Origin of the sequence: Mesorhizobium norvegicum (assembly GCF_004919685.1) — a bacterium.
GTDB lineage: Bacteria > Pseudomonadota > Alphaproteobacteria > Rhizobiales > Rhizobiaceae > Mesorhizobium > Mesorhizobium norvegicum.
Window position 1 is genome coordinate 1 of sequence record NZ_SMYZ01000095.1, and the last position, 15959, is coordinate 15959.

Consider the following 15959-nt stretch of genomic DNA (forward strand, 5'->3'; position numbering starts at 1 on the left):
GACAAGTGTCAACACCGATCTCAAAGTTTTTGAACTTTTTACGACAGAAATTTCGGACCCGGTCGGTTGATAGCCGACTGCCCCAAGGGAACTCGGACAACACGGGTTGGACGGCCACGAACGAGCCCTATTGCCGCCGCATTGCCGTTCGACACCAAAGCCAACGAAAGCGGGCGCAGCGCCGGTGGCGCAGGGCCTCTTTTAGGAGCGCTATATAGGAGTGCGCGATGAGCCTTGCAGAGAAGGTGCACCGCCCCTCCCGGTAGAGCGCTCCATAAGAAAAGTGCGCGAGGGGAATTCGGTCGGAGCCTGGCGCTTCGTTGACTTCACCTGCCATGACAGGCAAATGTCACGGCCACAACAAAAGCGACAAGCCGTTCCGCCCGGGGAAGAAGCAGCCTTTCTGGATGCCAGACACGGAAGATGTCATAGCCGAACTCGGCAACGAGCCGCCGCTTATCGCGGACGGCCGCAGCGGCCCGCCCGACCGGCGCGAGGTTTCTGCACGCTGGCTGTCGGGAACCTTTCTCACTGGCGTGACCTCGAGCGTGTTGATGGGCGTGGCGCTGTTCGCCGCACTTGACGGTCGCCAGCAACTGGCCACCCCACCCGAGATCGCCGAGTTGATCAGTCTTGCCGGCAACGGCGATTCCGGCGAAGTCGCCAAGACGACCAGGCTGGTGGCGCCGCGTCAGATCGCCAAGGCCAAGGACCGCCGGCGTATGGAAGTGTCGATGGTCACCAAGGTCGGCGACCGCGACGTCATCCACACCATGCCTTTCGTGCAGATCAAGATGGCGCTGGCCGCCGGCCACACCACCAGCCGCGCCTACCCACCCTTTGATCCGATGCAGGTGTTCGGCGACGACAGCGACGACAGTGCCCAGCCGGCGGCAGCCTCTGCCGCTTCCGGCCAGATCTATGGCGCCAAGGTCGAAAGCGAGATGAGCCTGAAGACCGTCGATTTCCCGATCGAGACGGCCTCCTTCGACGAAAAGAGCGACCTGTCCGCCGACGAGGTGGAAAAGGTGGTGCGCGAAGCCGGCACCGACCTCAGCGACGGTGCCGTGCAGGTCGCTTCCCTTCACTATGTCGATCCGCAGCGATTCGGCGAAGCCTTTGCCGAGAGCATGGCAGGCTCCTACGACGTCAAGATCGTGCCGGAAAACGTCTCGGTGGCGCCGCGCGCCACCGCCGACGACCAGGCGCCGGCTTTCGCCGAGGAAATCATCCCCTTCACCAAGGATCTCGACGTCACCGAGGCTTTTGCTGATTCGGGCTACACGGGTGAAGACGCCACCGGCATGGCCGAAGCCATCGCCAAGCTGCTGAACGCGACGGCGCTCAAGGCCGGAACCGTGCTGCGTGTCGGCCTTGAGGTTCACGGCGATGCCGCCAAGGTCGTGCGAACCAGTGTCTACGACCGGACCCAGCACATCGTCACCATCGCGCTCGACGATCGCGGCCAGTATGTGCCCGCGCAGGAGCCGGATCCAAATCCCGAATTGCTGACGGCCTTCGATGATTCGTCGGCGCCGGTGGTGGTGCGCGGCAATCTGCCCAATGTCTATGACGGCATTTATCGCGCCGCCTATTCCTACGGCATGTCCAAGGCGATGACGCAGCGGCTGATCAAGCTGCTGGCGTCCGACGTCGACTTCCAGTCCCGCCTCAACCCCTCCGACCGCATCGAAGTCCTGTTCTCGCAGCCCGATGGCGACGACCAGACCTCGGATAGCTCCGAACTTCTCTACGTCTCGGCGATGTTCGGCGGCCAGACGCGCAACTTCTACCGCTTCCAGATGCAGGATGGCGGCACCGACTATTTCGACGAGGACGGCTCGAGCGCCGAGCAGTTCCTGCTGCGCAATCCCCTGCCTGCGGGAAAATTCCGCTCCGGTTTCGGTGCCCGCAAGCATCCGATCCTCGGCTATGTCCGTATGCACACCGGCGTCGACTGGTCCGCCCCGATCGGCACGCCGATCATCGCTGCCGGCAACGGCACTGTCGAGAAGGTTGGCTGGGCCGGCGGCTACGGCAAGCAGATCATCATCCGTCATGCCAATGGCTACGAGACATCATACAATCACCAGAGCGCTTTTGCCAAAGGCATCGAACCGGGCGTGCACGTACGCCAGGGCCAGACCATCGGCTTTCTCGGCCAGACCGGCCTCGCCACCGGTCCGCATCTTCACTACGAGCTGATCGTCAACGGCACCAAGGTTGATCCGATGCGTGTCCGCCTGCCGGTCGGCAAGGTGCTTAAGGGCGACGACCTCGTTGCCTTCAAGCGTGAACGCGAGCGAATCGACGAACTGCTGAAGCAGGAAGACAGCGATTCGCTGAAAGTTGCGAGCGCCAAGATCGACGGTTGATCCGTCGGCTTTAGCCCTGCGGATTCTCGACGCGCCGCGACCATGGCAGCCGCTCACCGGAAATGGTCGTCCAGGCGATAACAGCCGCAAGCAGGCAAAGCAGCGCGGTCACCGAAGAGACCACGGAAAACGCAGTGTCGCTGGCGGCGAGCCTTGCCGCATCGACGGCGGGCGCAAGTCCTGCCGTCGCCGGTTCGCCAAAGCCAGGCACGCCAGGTGTTGCATTGCCATCCAGTGCATTCGCGTAGACCCAGGCGGCGAGCGAACCCATCGCCGCCACCGCGATCAGGCCGCCGATGCGCGAGACGGCATTGTTGATGCCGGAGGCCGCACCCGTATCCTTGTCTTCCACCGCCGTCATGATCGCGGTCGACAATGGCGACACGACCAGCGCCATGCCGAGCCCCATCAGCGCCATCAGCGGGAATGTTCCCGTCCAGAAATTGTGGATGCCGGCATGGGTGAGCAAGGCAAGTCCGGCAAAGGCGAAAGCCACGACGAGGCTGCCGCAGGCGATCGGAAAACGCGGACCGATCCGGTCCGACAGCTGGCCGACCGGTCCCGACAAAAGTGCGATCGACGCCGACAGGGGCAGGAAGATGAAGCCGACCTCGGCCGTGCTCAGTCCCCAGCCGGCGATCAGCAGCATCGGCAGATAGAAAAGATTGGCCGACAGCGCGAAATAGAGGAAGAACGTCGCGACATTGGCGCCGGCGAAAGCGCCGACGCGAAACAGGCTGAGGTCGATCATCGGCTCGCGCTGCCGAAGCTCGAAGACGATGAAGACCGCCAGCAATACGACACCGGCGGCAATGCTCGGCCCGGCCATGTGGCCCTCGCCGCTGGCGCTCATCGAGGTCAGCCCGTAGGCGAGCGCGCCGAAAGCCAATGTGGCGAGCCCAGCACCGCCGAGATCCAGACTGCGTTTCTCCGTTGGCGCGTCGGCTGGAACCTTGGCCAGCAGAAGATAGATCGAGATCAGGCCGAGCGGCAGGTTGATGGCGAAGATCGCCCGCCAGATGCCGTCGCCGAAAGCCGACAGCACGAAGCCGCCGAGCACCGGACCAAGTGCCGTGGTCAGCGCCGAAGCCGCCGCCCAGATGCCGATGGCGCGGCCGCGTTCCTTTTTCGGGTAGGCCTTGGCGATGATGGCCAGGCTGCCCGGCACCATGATCGCCGCACCAATGCCCTGGACGGCACGAAATGCGATCAGCACCACCGCATTCGGCGCCAGCGCACAGGCAAGCGAAGCGACAATGAACAACGCAATGCCTGCCACGAAGGCGCGGCGCAGACCGAATCGATCGCCGGCAGCGCCGCCGGCGAGGATCAGCGCCGAGAGCGTCAACGCATAGGCATTGGAAATCCATTGCGCCTCAGCCAGGCTGGCGCCGAGGTTGACGCGGATCGCCGGTGTGGCGATGGCCAGGATCGAACCGTCGATGAAGCCGAGCGCCGAGGCCAGGACTGCCGCTATCAACACAAATCGCCGCTTCGATTGCGGACAGAACGTTCCATTCGTGACCGGGCTGGTCAGCGGGACGGCGGCGGCTTCACTTGGTGAATGCATGGAACCTTGCTTAGACCCCCAGCGTACCGGCAACAACCGGCCAGTGGCTTGCTGTCCTTGAAACCAGCCAGTTGGCCAGGGTCGCACCCTAGCCGGATGCAAACGGCGGCAGCCGTGCTAGGTTTTCTGGAAAGATGCAGGCGGGGAGACATCGATGAAGCGGCCACTTGAAGCATCGGCGGAGGGACGCGGCCGTATCGTCGGCATCACCGACGGGGTGTTCGCCATCGCGCTCACCCTGATCGTTCTCGAAATCAGGGTGCCGGCGCACGAGGCGATCCATTCCGAACGCGAGCTGCTTGCCGCGATCGCTGCACTGGCGCCGCGTTTCCTGACCTACGCCTTGAGCTTCCTGACGCTGACCATCTTCTGGTTCGGCCAGCAGGCGCAGCATGGTCTGATCGCCAGATCCGATCGACGGCTTGCCACGCTGAACCTCTGCTTTCTCGCCTTCATCGCCCTGCTGCCGTTCTCGACCGACCTGCTGGCCGACTTCCTCGATTTCAGAACCGCGGTGCTGGTCTACTGGCTCAATCTGCTGATGCTCGGCGTCACGCTGTTCGCCAGCTGGCGCTATGCGGAGAAAAACGGCTTCGTGGCAGAGGACGTTAATGCGGAGACCAAACGCACGGTCTATCTGCGCATCGTCAAGGCGCAGATCCTGTGGGCGCTCGGCGCCGCACTCTCACTCATCAGTCCCTTGCTCAGCATCGGCTTCATCCTGGTCGTGCAGTTGGTCTATGCCGCCGCACTTCGCAGTTCACTGCTGCGCAAGGTCATCGGCTGAAGGTCCACCGACAAACTCCACCGTGACACCCGGCGAAACCAGTTTGGCCAGTTCCCGCGCATCCCAGTTGGTCAGGCGCACGCAGCCATGGCTTTCGGTCTTGCCGATCTTCGACGGGTCCGGTGTGCCGTGGATGCCGTAGGTCGGCTTGTCCAGGGCGATCCAGACCGAGCCGACCGGGCCGTTCGGGCCTGGCGGAATGGTCAGAACCTTGTCGTTCTGGCCCTGCTTGAAATTGATGCTGGGGTTGTAGGTGTAGTTCGGATCGAGCGCGACGCGCGACACCGTATGCGTGCCGGACGGTGACGGCGTATCCGACGAGCCGATGGTGGCGGGATAGGCTGCCACCAGCTTGCCGCCGGCATCATAGGCGAAAACCTCTTTCTTGTCCTTGTCGGCAACGATGCGGGCAACCGGCGTCGAGACCAACCTGCCGAAATTGGCGACCTTGATGATCGTGCCGGGGCGATTGAAGTTGACGTCCGGGTTGAGCGCCTTGAGGTAATTCTCATCCATGTGGAAGCGCTCCGCCAGCGCCTCGGTCACCGACGTGTAGCCCATGCGGTCGAGCTGCGCCTTCTGGCTGTAGTCTTCAGGGATCGAGGCGACATAGGGACCGGCCGCATCTTCCGGTGTGATGGTGTAGTTGGCGAAGGCATCGCCGCCGGATTGCGCCAGTGCCGCCTGGATGCCGACCGCGTCGGTCGATCGCAGATTGCTGCCGGTGATCTGGTTGTAGGCGGCGAGCGCCTTGTCGACATTCGAACCGAAACGCCCGTCGATGACGCCAGGCGAAGCGCCACCGCGGTCGAGCAGCACCTGAAGTGCGGCGACATCCTGGCGTGCTCCCAACGAAAGCGCCGGGGCGACACTGGTCTTGTCGCCAGCCTTCGGCGGCAGTGCCGCCTGATCGGCGGGCAGCGCCTCGTCGGTGGGAGCTGCCGGCTGGGCAGGGTCTATCGAGGCCTCGTTCAGCGGCTGACGCTTGATGGTACCCGGCTTTGCCGGCTGCGGCGCGTCAGGATAATTGTTGTCGTAGCTGCCATCGTCCTGCGGTGCAGGCGGATAGGCTTCCACGGAATTGTCACCGTAAGGATCGTATTCGTCCGCCGGCGGCGGGATGACCCGGCCTTCCTCTTCCAACTGCTTGCGGCGGAACCGCGCCATGTCTTCGGGGTCGTCGAGATAGTAGCGGTCGTCGCCGTCAGGGGCGCGGCCCAACTCGCGCAGTCGTGTCTCTCGACGCAACGCGCGGCGGTCGAGCCGGGTCTGCGGCGGCTGGATGGCGATGACCTTGCCGGTATCGGCATCGACGATGACGCGATTGCCCCTGGCGTCGTAATAAATGTCCAGATTGCCGTCCTGGGCGACCAGGATGCCGCCATCATTGGCAGCGCGGACAATCGGCTGTGCGCTGTCCTGCGTTGGGGCGGCGAGCGCGCCTGAAAAGGACATCCCGGCTGCGAGGGCAGAAAGGGTCAAGATCGTGCGGAACATGGTAGCCAAACTCTCCGGTCCGTAATTGCCGCCGCCCGGCAGTGTCCCTGCAAGGCGAACCCCTTCGCCAGCAAACCAGTTACCCACCATATGGTTCCAACATGAACCGGGCATGAAGATGGCGGTTTTCCGGCGCCTCGGGGAATATTAACTAGCTTGCGGCGAGCCCCAATTCCTTGCGCGCCTGCCTGGTCAGCTTCAGGGCGACAAGGCGATGGCTCTCGCGCAGATAGTCCTTCAGCGCACCATCATCCATGCTCTGGCTTGTCCGACGCTGGATCCATGTCATGCCGCGCGAAGCAAGGTATGGCGCGGGCCGCAGTCCCGGCTGCTCCTTCAGCACATCATAGGCGATGTCGGAACATTTGAAGGTGACGAAGAGCTGCTGGCCCTGATTCCAGCCGCCGATTGCAAACATCTTGGTCCCGACCTTCCAGACATGCGCGCCGCCCCACTGGACGACATGGCTCGTCGAGGGCAGCGAGGCGCAGAAGCTGTTGTAGTCGTCCAGTGTCATCCGCGCCCCTCTATGCGAAAACGCCGCGCGTCCAGAGTGGACGCGCGGCGTTGGATCAGGCTGCCACTTCCGCCGCGACGATCGTCGGCTTCGAGCGGAAGTTCAGCCGGTCGGAACCGGCTGTCACCTTGACGGTCGAGCCGTCGAGGATATCGCCGAGCAGGATCTTCTCCGCCAGCGGATCCTGCAGTTCCTTCTGCATCACCCGCTTCAGCGGCCGCGCGCCATAGGCCGGGTCGTAACCCTTGGCCGCCAGCCAATCGACCGCCTCCTGGTCCAGCGACAGCGTGATCTTGCGGTCGACAAGCAGGCTCTCCAGCCGCTTGAGCTGGATCTCGACGATGCGGCCCATATCCTGCCGGCGCAGCCGATGGAACAGGATCACTTCGTCGACGCGGTTGAGGAACTCAGGCCGGAACGACGCCTTGACGACATTCATCACCTCGTCGCGGACCTCATCGACATCCTGGCCCTCGCCGAGATTGACGAGATATTCGGCGCCCAGGTTCGACGTCATGATGATCAGCGTGTTGCGGAAGTCGACGGTGCGGCCCTGACCGTCGGTCAGGCGGCCGTCATCAAGCACCTGCAACAGCACGTTGAAGACATCCGGATGCGCCTTCTCGATCTCGTCGAACAGCACGACCTGATAGGGCCGCCGCCGCACCGCTTCGGTCAGCGCGCCCCCTTCGTCATAGCCGACATAGCCGGGAGGCGCGCCGATCAGCCGGGCAACCGAGTGCTTTTCCATGTACTCAGACATGTCGATGCGCACCATGGCGCTCTCGTCGTCGAACAGGAAGCTCGCCAGCGCCTTGGTCAGTTCGGTCTTGCCGACGCCGGTCGGTCCGAGGAACATGAACGAGCCGATCGGCCGGTTCGGATCCTGCAGGCCGGCTCGCGCCCGCCGCACGGCCTTCGAGACAGCCTGCACCGCCTCGCCCTGGCCGACGACGCGCTTGCCGATCTCGTCTTCCATGCGCAGCAGCTTGTCGCGCTCGCCCTGCAGCATCTTGTCGACCGGGATGCCGGTCCAGCGCGAGACGATATGGGCGACGTGGTCGGGCGTGACCACCTCTTCGACCATGCCAACCTTGCCGTCCTGGGCCTCGGCCTCCTTCAGCTTCTTTTCCAGTTCCGGGATCTTGCCATAGGCAAGCTCGCCGGCGCGCTGGAACTCGCCCTTGCGCTGGGCAATGGCAAGATCGTTGCGAGCCTCGTCGAGCTGCTTCTTGAGGTCGGCTGCCAGCCCGAGCTTCTGCTTCTCGGCCTGCCATTTAGCGGTGATCTCGGTCGATTCCTCCTCGAGGCCGACGAGCTCCTTTTCCAGGCGGGCGAGCCGGTCCTTCGAGGCGTCGTCCGTCTCGACCTTCAGCGCCTCGCGCTCGATCTTGAGCTGCATGATGCGACGATCGATCTCGTCAAGTGCTTCGGGCTTGGAATCGACCTGCATGCGCAGCCGCGATGCGGCTTCGTCGACCAGGTCGATCGCCTTGTCCGGCAAGAAGCGGTCGGCGATGTAGCGGTTGGACAGCGTTGCCGCCGCCACCAGCGCCGAATCCGAAATGCGCACCTTGTGGTGCTGCTCGTATTTTTCCTTCAGCCCACGCAGGATCGAGACGGTGTCTTCCACAGTCGGCTCATCGACGAACACCGGCTGGAAGCGGCGAGCAAGGGCTGCATCCTTCTCGACATGCTTGCGATACTCATCGAGCGTGGTGGCGCCGACACAGTGCAACTCGCCGCGCGCCAGCGCCGGCTTCAACAGGTTCGACGCATCCATGGCGCCATCCGCCTTGCCGGCGCCGACCAGCGTGTGCATCTCGTCGATGAACAGGATGATGTTGCCGTTGGCCGAAGTGACTTCGGAGAGCACGGCCTTCAGCCGCTCCTCGAACTCGCCGCGATATTTGGCGCCGGCAATCAGCGCGCCCATGTCGAGCGCCATCAATTGCTTGTCCTTCAGCGATTCCGGCACGTCACCATTGACGATGCGCAGCGCCAGGCCTTCGGCGATCGCCGTCTTGCCGACGCCCGGCTCGCCGATCAGCACCGGATTGTTCTTGGTGCGGCGCGACAGCACCTGGATGGTGCGGCGAATCTCGTCGTCGCGGCCGATGACCGGATCGAGCTTGCCGGCACGCGCATCAGCGGTCAGGTCGCGCGCGTATTTCTTCAGCGCATCGTAGCCCTGTTCGGCACTCGCCGAATCGGCGGTGCGGCCCTTGCGGACATCGTTGATGACCTGGTTGAGCGCCTGCGCGGTGACGCCGGCCTTGGCCAGTATGTCAGCGGTCTTGGCCGACTTTTCCATGGCAAGCGCCTGCAAGAGCCTCTCGACCGTGACAAAGCTGTCGCCGGCTTTCTTGGCCAGCTCCTCGGCGGTCGAAAACACTTTGGCCAGCGGCTGCGCCAGATAGAGCTGGCCATTGCCGCCTTCGACCTTGGGCATCGCTTCGAGCGCCGTCTCGACGCCAAGCTTGACGTCGCGGACGTTGCCGCCGGCGCGCTCGATCAACGATGCGGCCAAGCCCTCGTCGTCGTCGACAAGCACTTTCAGGATGTGTTCGGGGGTGAATTGCTGGTGGTTGCGGGAGAGCGCCATGGTCTGCGCGGACTGGATGAAGCCGCGCACGCGCTCGGAGTATTTCTCAAGGTTCATATGTGTCTCCTTCCATCACCGGCCCGCTTTGCGGCACCGGATCCGATTGCGGTGACGGACCCGCCCATTCGAGCCGGGTCCAGTTGAGGCTGATATGGTGCACGGGTCCCGAACCCTCAAGACGTCTCGATATCGGCAACCGCATAATATTGCACAGCCGCCCAAAACAAAAACGGCGGAGATTTCTCCCCGCCGCTCAACGTCTTGAAATGTCGTTCGATCAGTTGTCGATATCAACAATGACCGGTTCAGCATTGCCGCTGTCGACCGGGGCCACCGCGCCGGCATCGGCATTGTCGCTGCCGCCGTCGACCTGATCGGCGTTGACGCGTGGACGGCGCGGACGCCTCGGGCGACGGGCAGCACCGCTTTCGGCAGCCGCCTCGTTGAGTTCGGCCTGGGCGGCAAGACCTGCCGGCGACAGGTTCTCGAACAACGAAGCCGGTTCGGCCGCTGCAACGGATTCGATCGGCGAAGCGGCTTCGGCCTCGATCGGAGCCTCGTTGCGCTGGGGCTGACCACCTTGCTCCACAGGCGAACCGAAGTCGCGCTGGCCGTTCTGGCCGTAACCGCCACTGGGGCGACGATCGCGATGGCGTGCGCCATTGTTGTCGCGGCCGCCATTGTTGCGCCCGCCATTGTTATCGCGGCTCTCGCGGCCACCTTCCCGGTTCAGCGCGACCTCGGCCGGCATGCCTTCGATGACCGGCTGCGGGCCGGCGCCGTGGTTGACCACCGGAACCTGGGGATCGGAAACAGTGTTGCTGTTGTTGCCGCCATTGTCGAAATCGTCGCGATCCTCATCGCCGTCATCGTCGAAATCATCGCGATTCTGTTGCGTGTTCTGGATCGGCATCTGCGCCTGCGCGGCCGCGATGATGCGATTGTAGTGCTCGGCGTGCTGGAGATAGTTCTCCGCCATGACCCGATCGCCGGAGCTGTGCGCATCACGGGCAAGGGTGGCGTATTTCTCGGCGATCTGCTGAGCCGAACCGCGGATCTTCACGTCCGGGCCATTGCTCTCGTAGTTGCGCGTCAGGGGGTTTGGTCCCTTGCGGTTGTTGTTGTTATTATTGTTATTGTTACCACCGCCGCCGCCATTGTTGTTGCGACCGCGCATGCGCCTGTTCTGCTGTTGTGGCCTCATCAAACTCTCTTCATTTTGAAATTTTCGAAAAACTCTTCACGAACGGAGGCGCTCATGCAGCCAGCCGTTTCGTCTCTTCACCGGCGTTCGCCCGCATCGATTGCGTTGGCGCCACGTGCCATCCTGTTCCGGTTACATCACTTGCCGGACGATTCCCGCACGAAGCTTGGGCATCGTTTGCGCAAGAAGGCAGCTATTTCCAAGGAAAACCGAATCGCTAAGAGCACTGCCTGCTTCGTCTCATCCGGTTAAGGCGACCCTAGCCGCATTCCCCGGCATTGCCAAGCGCTTTTTTGCACTGCGTCAAGGCTTTATCCTTTCAAAGACAATAACCCTGTCGTTTCCGCCAAGGTCACGAAAAGCACCGCCCGGCCTATAGCCGGCGACAGCGAATATCTCGCAGACCTCATTGTGCTGCGTGTGGCCGATCTCGACCGCAATCCTGCCTTCAGTTTCCAAAAACCTTGCCGCCTCCGCGGCGATGATCCTGTAGGGGTTCAGACCGTCCACGCCGCCATCCAAGGCCAGGCGCGGGTCGAAATTGCGGACTTCGTCCTGCAGATTTCCAACGTCTTCGGAAGGTATATAGGGAGGGTTTGCGGCAATTACATGGTACCGGCCAGAAACTTTTTCGAACCAGTCCGACTGGAGCGCTATGAACCGGCCGGCAAGGCCCAGCTGCCCTGCATTGCGGGTCGCCGTCGCCAGCGCGCCCGCGGACAGATCGACGCCGGTGGCGTTAGCTGTCGGCACGGCGCTGAGCAACGCCAGGGCAATGGCGCCGGTGCCGGTGCCAAGATCGAGGATGCGGCATTCGCCTTCCCGGACGGCCACGGCCCTGACGAAAGGCAGCATCGCATCGACCAGCGTTTCGGTATCCGGCCGCGGCTCCAGCGTTTCCGGCGACAGCGACAGGCGCAAACCGTAGAATTCACGATAGCCGAGGATGCGGTGCACCGGCTCGCCGCCGGCACGGCGTCGCAAGGCGGCATCGATTTCGGCAACAACGCCAGCGTCGACTTTGCGTTCGGGGTCCGCAATGGCTTGCGTGCGTGTCGTGCCGGAGAAATGCTCGACGATCAGCCTCGCATCGAGCGCCGGATCATCGATAGCGGCGGCGGCAAGCCGGGCCTGCGCTTCCCGCAGCAACGGCCCCAGCGTCTCCGGCAGTCGATCAGCCATCGATGCCGATGTCGGCGAGCAGCTTCGACTGGTGATCGGCGATCAGCGCGTTGATGATCTCGTCGAGTTCGCCCATCATCACCCGGTCGAGCTTGTAGAGCGTCAGGTTGATGCGGTGGTCGGTGACGCGGCCTTGCGGGAAATTATAGGTGCGGATGCGTTCCGACCGGTCGCCGGAACCGACCTGTGACTTGCGCGATTCGGAGCGCTCTTCGTCCGCCTTGCCGCGTTCGAGGTCATAGAGCCGGGCCCGCAGGATCTGCATCGCCTTGGCGCGGTTCTGGTGCTGCGACTTTTCCGCCTGCACCACCATGATGCCGGTCGGCAAATGGGTGATGCGGACGGCAGAATCGGTGGTGTTGACGTGCTGGCCGCCCGAGCCCGAGGCGCGCATCGTGTCAATGCGGATGTCTTCGGCCCTGATGTCGATGTCGACCTCTTCGGCCTCGGGCAGCACGGCGACGGTTGCCGCCGACGTGTGGATACGCCCGCTCGCCTCGGTCGCCGGCACGCGCTGCACGCGGTGCACGCCGGATTCGAATTTCAGATGCGCAAAGACGCCCTTGCCCGACACCGTGGCGATGATTTCCTTGAAACCGCCGGCATCGCCATCGCTGGCCGATGCCGTCTCGAAACGCCAGCCGCGTTCGGCAGCGTAGCGCTCATACATGCGAAACAGGTCGCCGGCAAAAAGGGCGGCCTCATCGCCGCCGGTGCCGGCGCGGATTTCGAGAATGGCATTCTTGTCGTCGGCGGCATCCTTGGGCAACAGCAGGATCTGGATATCCTTCTGCAGCGCCTCGATGCGTTCCTCGACCTCCGGAAGGTCGGCCTCGGCGAGCGCCCGCATCTCGGCGTCGGTGCCCTTGTCGGCAAGCATGGCTTCGAGATCGGCCTGCTCATGCTCGGCCAGGCGCAGTGCCCTGACCTTGGCCACCATGTCCTGGATTTCGGCATATTCGGACGCCATCCGCACATAGGCATCAGGCGCCGGGCCAGCCGACATCTGCGCTTCGAGCATTTCGAAACGTTTGACGACTTGATCCATACGATCGCGGGGCAGGTTGACCATGATGAGGGTGCTACAATGGAATCGAACGGTCGTCGGCAAAGGCCTGCAGCAGCGCCCGCATCGGCAAGCCCTGCGCCGGCGCCATCAGATTGTCGTCGAAGAACGCCTCCAACTCATCCAGCGGCAGTTCCGTCAGCATCGCCTTGACCGGGCCGATCGAAGCCGGCGACATCGAGATCGAGCGGAAGCCGAGGCCGATCAGCGCCATCGCCGAAATCGGCTTGCCGGCGAGTTCGCCGCACAGGGTGACCGGCGTGTGGTTGCGGACGCCGGCATCGGCGATCTGCTTCAGGACGCGCAGGAACGGCGCCGACAGCGTGTCGAAGCGGTTGGCGAGCTGCGTGTTACCGCGGTCGACGGCCATGACGAACTGGAACAGATCGTTCGAGCCGACCGAGACGAAGTCGACCGCCTTCATCAATTCGTCGAGCTGGAACAGGAGCGACGGCACTTCAAGCATCGCCCCCAGCTTCAGGCTGGTCGGCAAATGATGGGCAAAACGCGAGAGATGCCGCACCTCGCGGTCGATGATCTCGCGCGCCTGGGCGATCTCGCCAAGTTCGGTCACCATCGGCAGCATCAGCTTGAGCTCGCGCCCGCCGCTGGCCTTGAGCAAAGCGCGGATTTGGGTGCGCAGCAGCCCCGGACGGTCAAGCGTCAGGCGGATCGCCCGCCAGCCGAGCGCGGGGTTCTCTTCCTGGATCGCGCCCTTGAAATAGGGCAGCACCTTGTCACCACCGATATCGATGGTGCGGAAGGTGACCGGCTTGCCGCGCGCAGCCTCGAGCACGTCGCGGTAGAGCTTTTCCTGCGCCTCGGCACGGGGAAATGTGGAGGCAACCATGAACTGCAGTTCGGTGCGGAACAGGCCGATGCCGGCGGCACCCGCTTCGGCAAGCTGCGGCAGGTCGACGGCAAGACCGGCATTCATCAAAAGATCGACCTGGACCCCGTCCTTGGTCGTCGACGGCTTCTTGCGCAGTTCGCGATAGACCTCTTGCCGGCGCGCCCGGAAACGCACCTTTTCGGCATAGGCGGCTTCGAGATCGGGCTGCGGCCGCAAATGGATTACGCCCTCTTCGCCGTCGACGATGATGGCGTCGCCGTTTTCCGCCATGGAAACGGCGCCCTTCATCTGGCCGGCGACGGGGATGCCCATGGCGCGCGCGACGATGACGACGTGGCTGGTGGCAGCACCATCCTCGAGCACCAGCCCGCGCATCTTGTCCCTGGGATAGTCGAGCAGCTCGGCGGCCCCCATCGAACGGGCGACGATGATGGCGTCCTTCGGCAGCGATGCGGCGACATCCTCCGGCCCGCGCCCCATCAACTGGCGCAGCAGCCGGTTGGCAAGGTCGTCGAAATCGCTCATCCGCTCGCGCAGATAGGGATCGGTCATGTGCAGCATGCGGGCGCGCATGTCGCTCTGTACCTTTTCGACGGCTGCTTCCGCCGTCAGGCCGTTGCGGATCGCCTCTTCCAGCCGGCGCACCCAGCCGCGGTCGTTGGCGAACATGCGATAGGCTTCCAGAACCTGGCGATGCTCGCCCTCGAAGGCGACGTCGCGGCGCTCCAGCATGTCGTCGATCGAGAGCCTGAGCGAGCCGAGCGAGGTTTCGAGCCGGCGGACCTCTTCCTCGCTGTCTTCGTTGAACAAATTGGTGACGACGATGCGCGGCTCATGCAGCACGACATGGCCAAGCCCGACGCCGTCGTTGAAGGAGAGGCCGGTGAAGCTGACGGGACGGCGCAGATCGAGTTCGAGGCCGGGCCTGGTCAGCCGCGCCAGATCGCCGGTGGCGATCATCTCGGCGATCACCATCGCGGTGGTTTCCAGCGCCTCGACCTCGTCGTCGCGGTAATGGCGCATGGTCTTGTTCTGCACCACCAGAACGCCCAGCGTGCGCCCTGCCCGCAGCACCGGCACGCCGAGGAAGGAGTTGTAGATCTCCTCCCCGGTCTCCGGCAGATAGGCGAAGGCTGGGTGTTCCTGCGCATTCGAGAGATTAAGCGGCCGCGCGCTGGCCGCGATCGTGCCGACCAGACCTTGCCCCAATCGCAACTGCGCCAGGTGGACCGCGTTCGGGTTCAAACCTTCGGTGGCGTAGAGTTCGAGCACCGAATCGGCGCGCAGCACGTAGAGCGAGCACACTTCGGCGACCATGTTGGAGGCGATGTCGCGCACGATCCGGTCAAGCCGCTCCTGCGGCTCCAGCGGCTCCTGCATGAGCTCGCGGAGCCGTTTCAGCAAAACGCGCGGGCCACTGGCCTGATCACGCATCGCGGCTTCTTCTCCAATGGGCATTCTGCCCGCCGCAGTTTCCACTGCGACCGGCGCACACGCAACAACTCAAATCGTTCTCGCTACTGCTTATCCAGACCGTAGACGGAATGCAAAGTACGAACCGCAAGTTCGGTGTACGGACCGTCGATCAGGATCGAAATCTTGATCTCGGAGGTCGTGATGGCGCGGATGTTGATCGACTTGTCGGCCAGCGCCTTGAAAGCGGTGGCGGCGACGCCTGCATGGCTCCTCATGCCGATGCCGATGACCGAAACCTTCGACATGCCGGCTTCCGACTGCACGACATCGTAGCCGATCGACGCCTTGAGGCGCTCGAGCACGGCCAGCGCCTTGTCGACATCGCCCGACGGCACGGTGAAGGTCATGTCGGTGAACTTGCCGTCCTCGGAAATGTTCTGGACGATCATGTCGACATTGATGTTGGCCTCGGCCAGCGGCCCGAAGATGCCGGCGGCGACGCCCGGCCGGTCGCCGACCCGGCGCAGCGAAATCTGCGCTTCGTCCTTGGCATAGGCAATTCCGGTGACGACCTGCTGTTCCACGATCTCTTCCTCGTCGCAAATGAGCGTTCCGGGCGGATTGAGCAAATCCCCCATTCCGGGCGCATCGGGATCGTCGAAGGACGACCGCACGAAGGTACGCACCCTGTGCACCATGGCAAGCTCGACCGAACGCACCTGCAGAACCTTGGCGCCGAGCGAAGCCATTTCAAGCATTTCCTCGAACGAGATCTTGGCCAGCCGCCGCGCCTTGGGCTCCATGCGCGGATCGGTGGTGTAGACCCCGTCGACGTCGGTGTAGATGTCGCAACGGTCGGCCTTGACCGCCGCGGCGATGGCGACCGC

The 15959-nt window shown here is 63.6% G+C and carries 11 protein-coding genes; 2 read left to right on the plus strand and 9 right to left on the minus strand.

Annotated features, from left to right (window positions below):
• Nucleotides 1-407 precede the first annotated feature (407 nt).
• Nucleotides 408-2375 (plus strand): M23 family metallopeptidase, encoded by a 1968-nt coding sequence (locus tag FCU66_RS34625; protein ID WP_168991999.1) that lies wholly within the window; start codon nucleotides 408-410, stop codon nucleotides 2373-2375.
• Between the two features lie 10 nt (nucleotides 2376-2385).
• Here FCU66_RS34625 and FCU66_RS34630 read toward each other — a convergent pair whose 3' ends face one another.
• Nucleotides 2386-3945 carry an MFS transporter gene (locus FCU66_RS34630; protein WP_136619795.1) on the minus strand — a complete coding sequence of 520 codons (1560 nt, stop codon included), beginning with the start codon at nucleotides 3943-3945 and terminating at the stop codon, nucleotides 2386-2388.
• Between the two features lie 154 nt (nucleotides 3946-4099).
• On the opposite strand from FCU66_RS34630, the gene FCU66_RS34635 reads away from it, so the two are divergent.
• Nucleotides 4100-4732 (plus strand): TMEM175 family protein, encoded by a 633-nt coding sequence (locus FCU66_RS34635; protein ID WP_136619794.1) that lies wholly within the window; start codon nucleotides 4100-4102, stop codon nucleotides 4730-4732.
• Here the strand turns inward: FCU66_RS34635 and FCU66_RS34640 are convergent.
• The 8 genes from FCU66_RS34640 to FCU66_RS34675 all read right to left on the minus strand — a co-directional run.
• Nucleotides 4706-6229 carry a L,D-transpeptidase family protein gene (locus tag FCU66_RS34640; protein ID WP_136619793.1) on the minus strand — a complete coding sequence of 508 codons (1524 nt, stop codon included), beginning with the start codon at nucleotides 6227-6229 and terminating at the stop codon, nucleotides 4706-4708. The genes FCU66_RS34635 and FCU66_RS34640 overlap by 27 nt on opposite strands.
• A gap of 151 nt (nucleotides 6230-6380) precedes the next feature.
• Nucleotides 6381-6746, minus strand: a complete 366-nt coding sequence (locus FCU66_RS34645; protein ID WP_136619792.1) for an MmcQ/YjbR family DNA-binding protein — start codon at nucleotides 6744-6746, stop codon at nucleotides 6381-6383.
• Between the two features lie 55 nt (nucleotides 6747-6801).
• Nucleotides 6802-9408 carry an ATP-dependent chaperone ClpB gene (gene clpB / locus FCU66_RS34650; protein WP_136619791.1) on the minus strand — a complete coding sequence of 869 codons (2607 nt, stop codon included), beginning with the start codon at nucleotides 9406-9408 and terminating at the stop codon, nucleotides 6802-6804.
• Nucleotides 9409-9628: 220 nt separating this feature from the next.
• Nucleotides 9629-10555 carry a DUF4167 domain-containing protein gene (locus FCU66_RS34655; protein WP_136619790.1) on the minus strand — a complete coding sequence of 309 codons (927 nt, stop codon included), beginning with the start codon at nucleotides 10553-10555 and terminating at the stop codon, nucleotides 9629-9631.
• 303 nt (nucleotides 10556-10858) lie between these two features.
• On the minus strand, nucleotides 10859-11737 hold the full coding sequence (gene prmC / locus FCU66_RS34660) for a peptide chain release factor N(5)-glutamine methyltransferase (protein WP_136619789.1): 879 nt from the start codon (nucleotides 11735-11737) through the stop codon (nucleotides 10859-10861).
• Complete coding sequence (gene prfA / locus FCU66_RS34665; protein WP_136619788.1) at nucleotides 11730-12809, minus strand: peptide chain release factor 1; 1080 nt, start codon at nucleotides 12807-12809, stop codon at nucleotides 11730-11732. The genes prmC and prfA overlap by 8 nt, the downstream gene beginning before the upstream one ends.
• 10 nt (nucleotides 12810-12819) lie before the next feature.
• Nucleotides 12820-15090, minus strand: coding sequence for a phosphoenolpyruvate--protein phosphotransferase (gene ptsP / locus FCU66_RS34670; protein WP_126070638.1), 2271 nt, complete (start codon nucleotides 15088-15090; stop codon nucleotides 12820-12822).
• A gap of 83 nt (nucleotides 15091-15173) precedes the next feature.
• A partial coding sequence (locus FCU66_RS34675) for an aspartate kinase (protein ID WP_136625473.1) occupies nucleotides 15174-15959 on the minus strand: 786 nt, incomplete at its 5' end.

What these genes read in the sequence shown, in the direction of transcription:
- FCU66_RS34625 (WP_168991999.1), top strand. Translation starts at nt 408, where the DNA reads ATGCCAGACACGGAAGATGTCATAGCCGAACTCGGCAACGAGCCGCCG.
- FCU66_RS34630 (WP_136619795.1), bottom strand. Translation starts at nt 3,945, where the DNA reads ATGCATTCACCAAGTGAAGCCGCCGCCGTCCCGCTGACCAGCCCGGTC.
- FCU66_RS34635 (WP_136619794.1), top strand. Translation starts at nt 4,100, where the DNA reads ATGAAGCGGCCACTTGAAGCATCGGCGGAGGGACGCGGCCGTATCGTC.
- FCU66_RS34640 (WP_136619793.1), bottom strand. Translation starts at nt 6,229, where the DNA reads ATGTTCCGCACGATCTTGACCCTTTCTGCCCTCGCAGCCGGGATGTCC.
- FCU66_RS34645 (WP_136619792.1), bottom strand. Translation starts at nt 6,746, where the DNA reads ATGACACTGGACGACTACAACAGCTTCTGCGCCTCGCTGCCCTCGACG.
- clpB (WP_136619791.1), bottom strand. Translation starts at nt 9,408, where the DNA reads ATGAACCTTGAGAAATACTCCGAGCGCGTGCGCGGCTTCATCCAGTCC.
- FCU66_RS34655 (WP_136619790.1), bottom strand. Translation starts at nt 10,555, where the DNA reads ATGAGGCCACAACAGCAGAACAGGCGCATGCGCGGTCGCAACAACAAT.
- prmC (WP_136619789.1), bottom strand. Translation starts at nt 11,737, where the DNA reads ATGGCTGATCGACTGCCGGAGACGCTGGGGCCGTTGCTGCGGGAAGCG.
- prfA (WP_136619788.1), bottom strand. Translation starts at nt 12,809, where the DNA reads ATGGTCAACCTGCCCCGCGATCGTATGGATCAAGTCGTCAAACGTTTC.
- ptsP (WP_126070638.1), bottom strand. Translation starts at nt 15,090, where the DNA reads ATGCGTGATCAGGCCAGTGGCCCGCGCGTTTTGCTGAAACGGCTCCGC.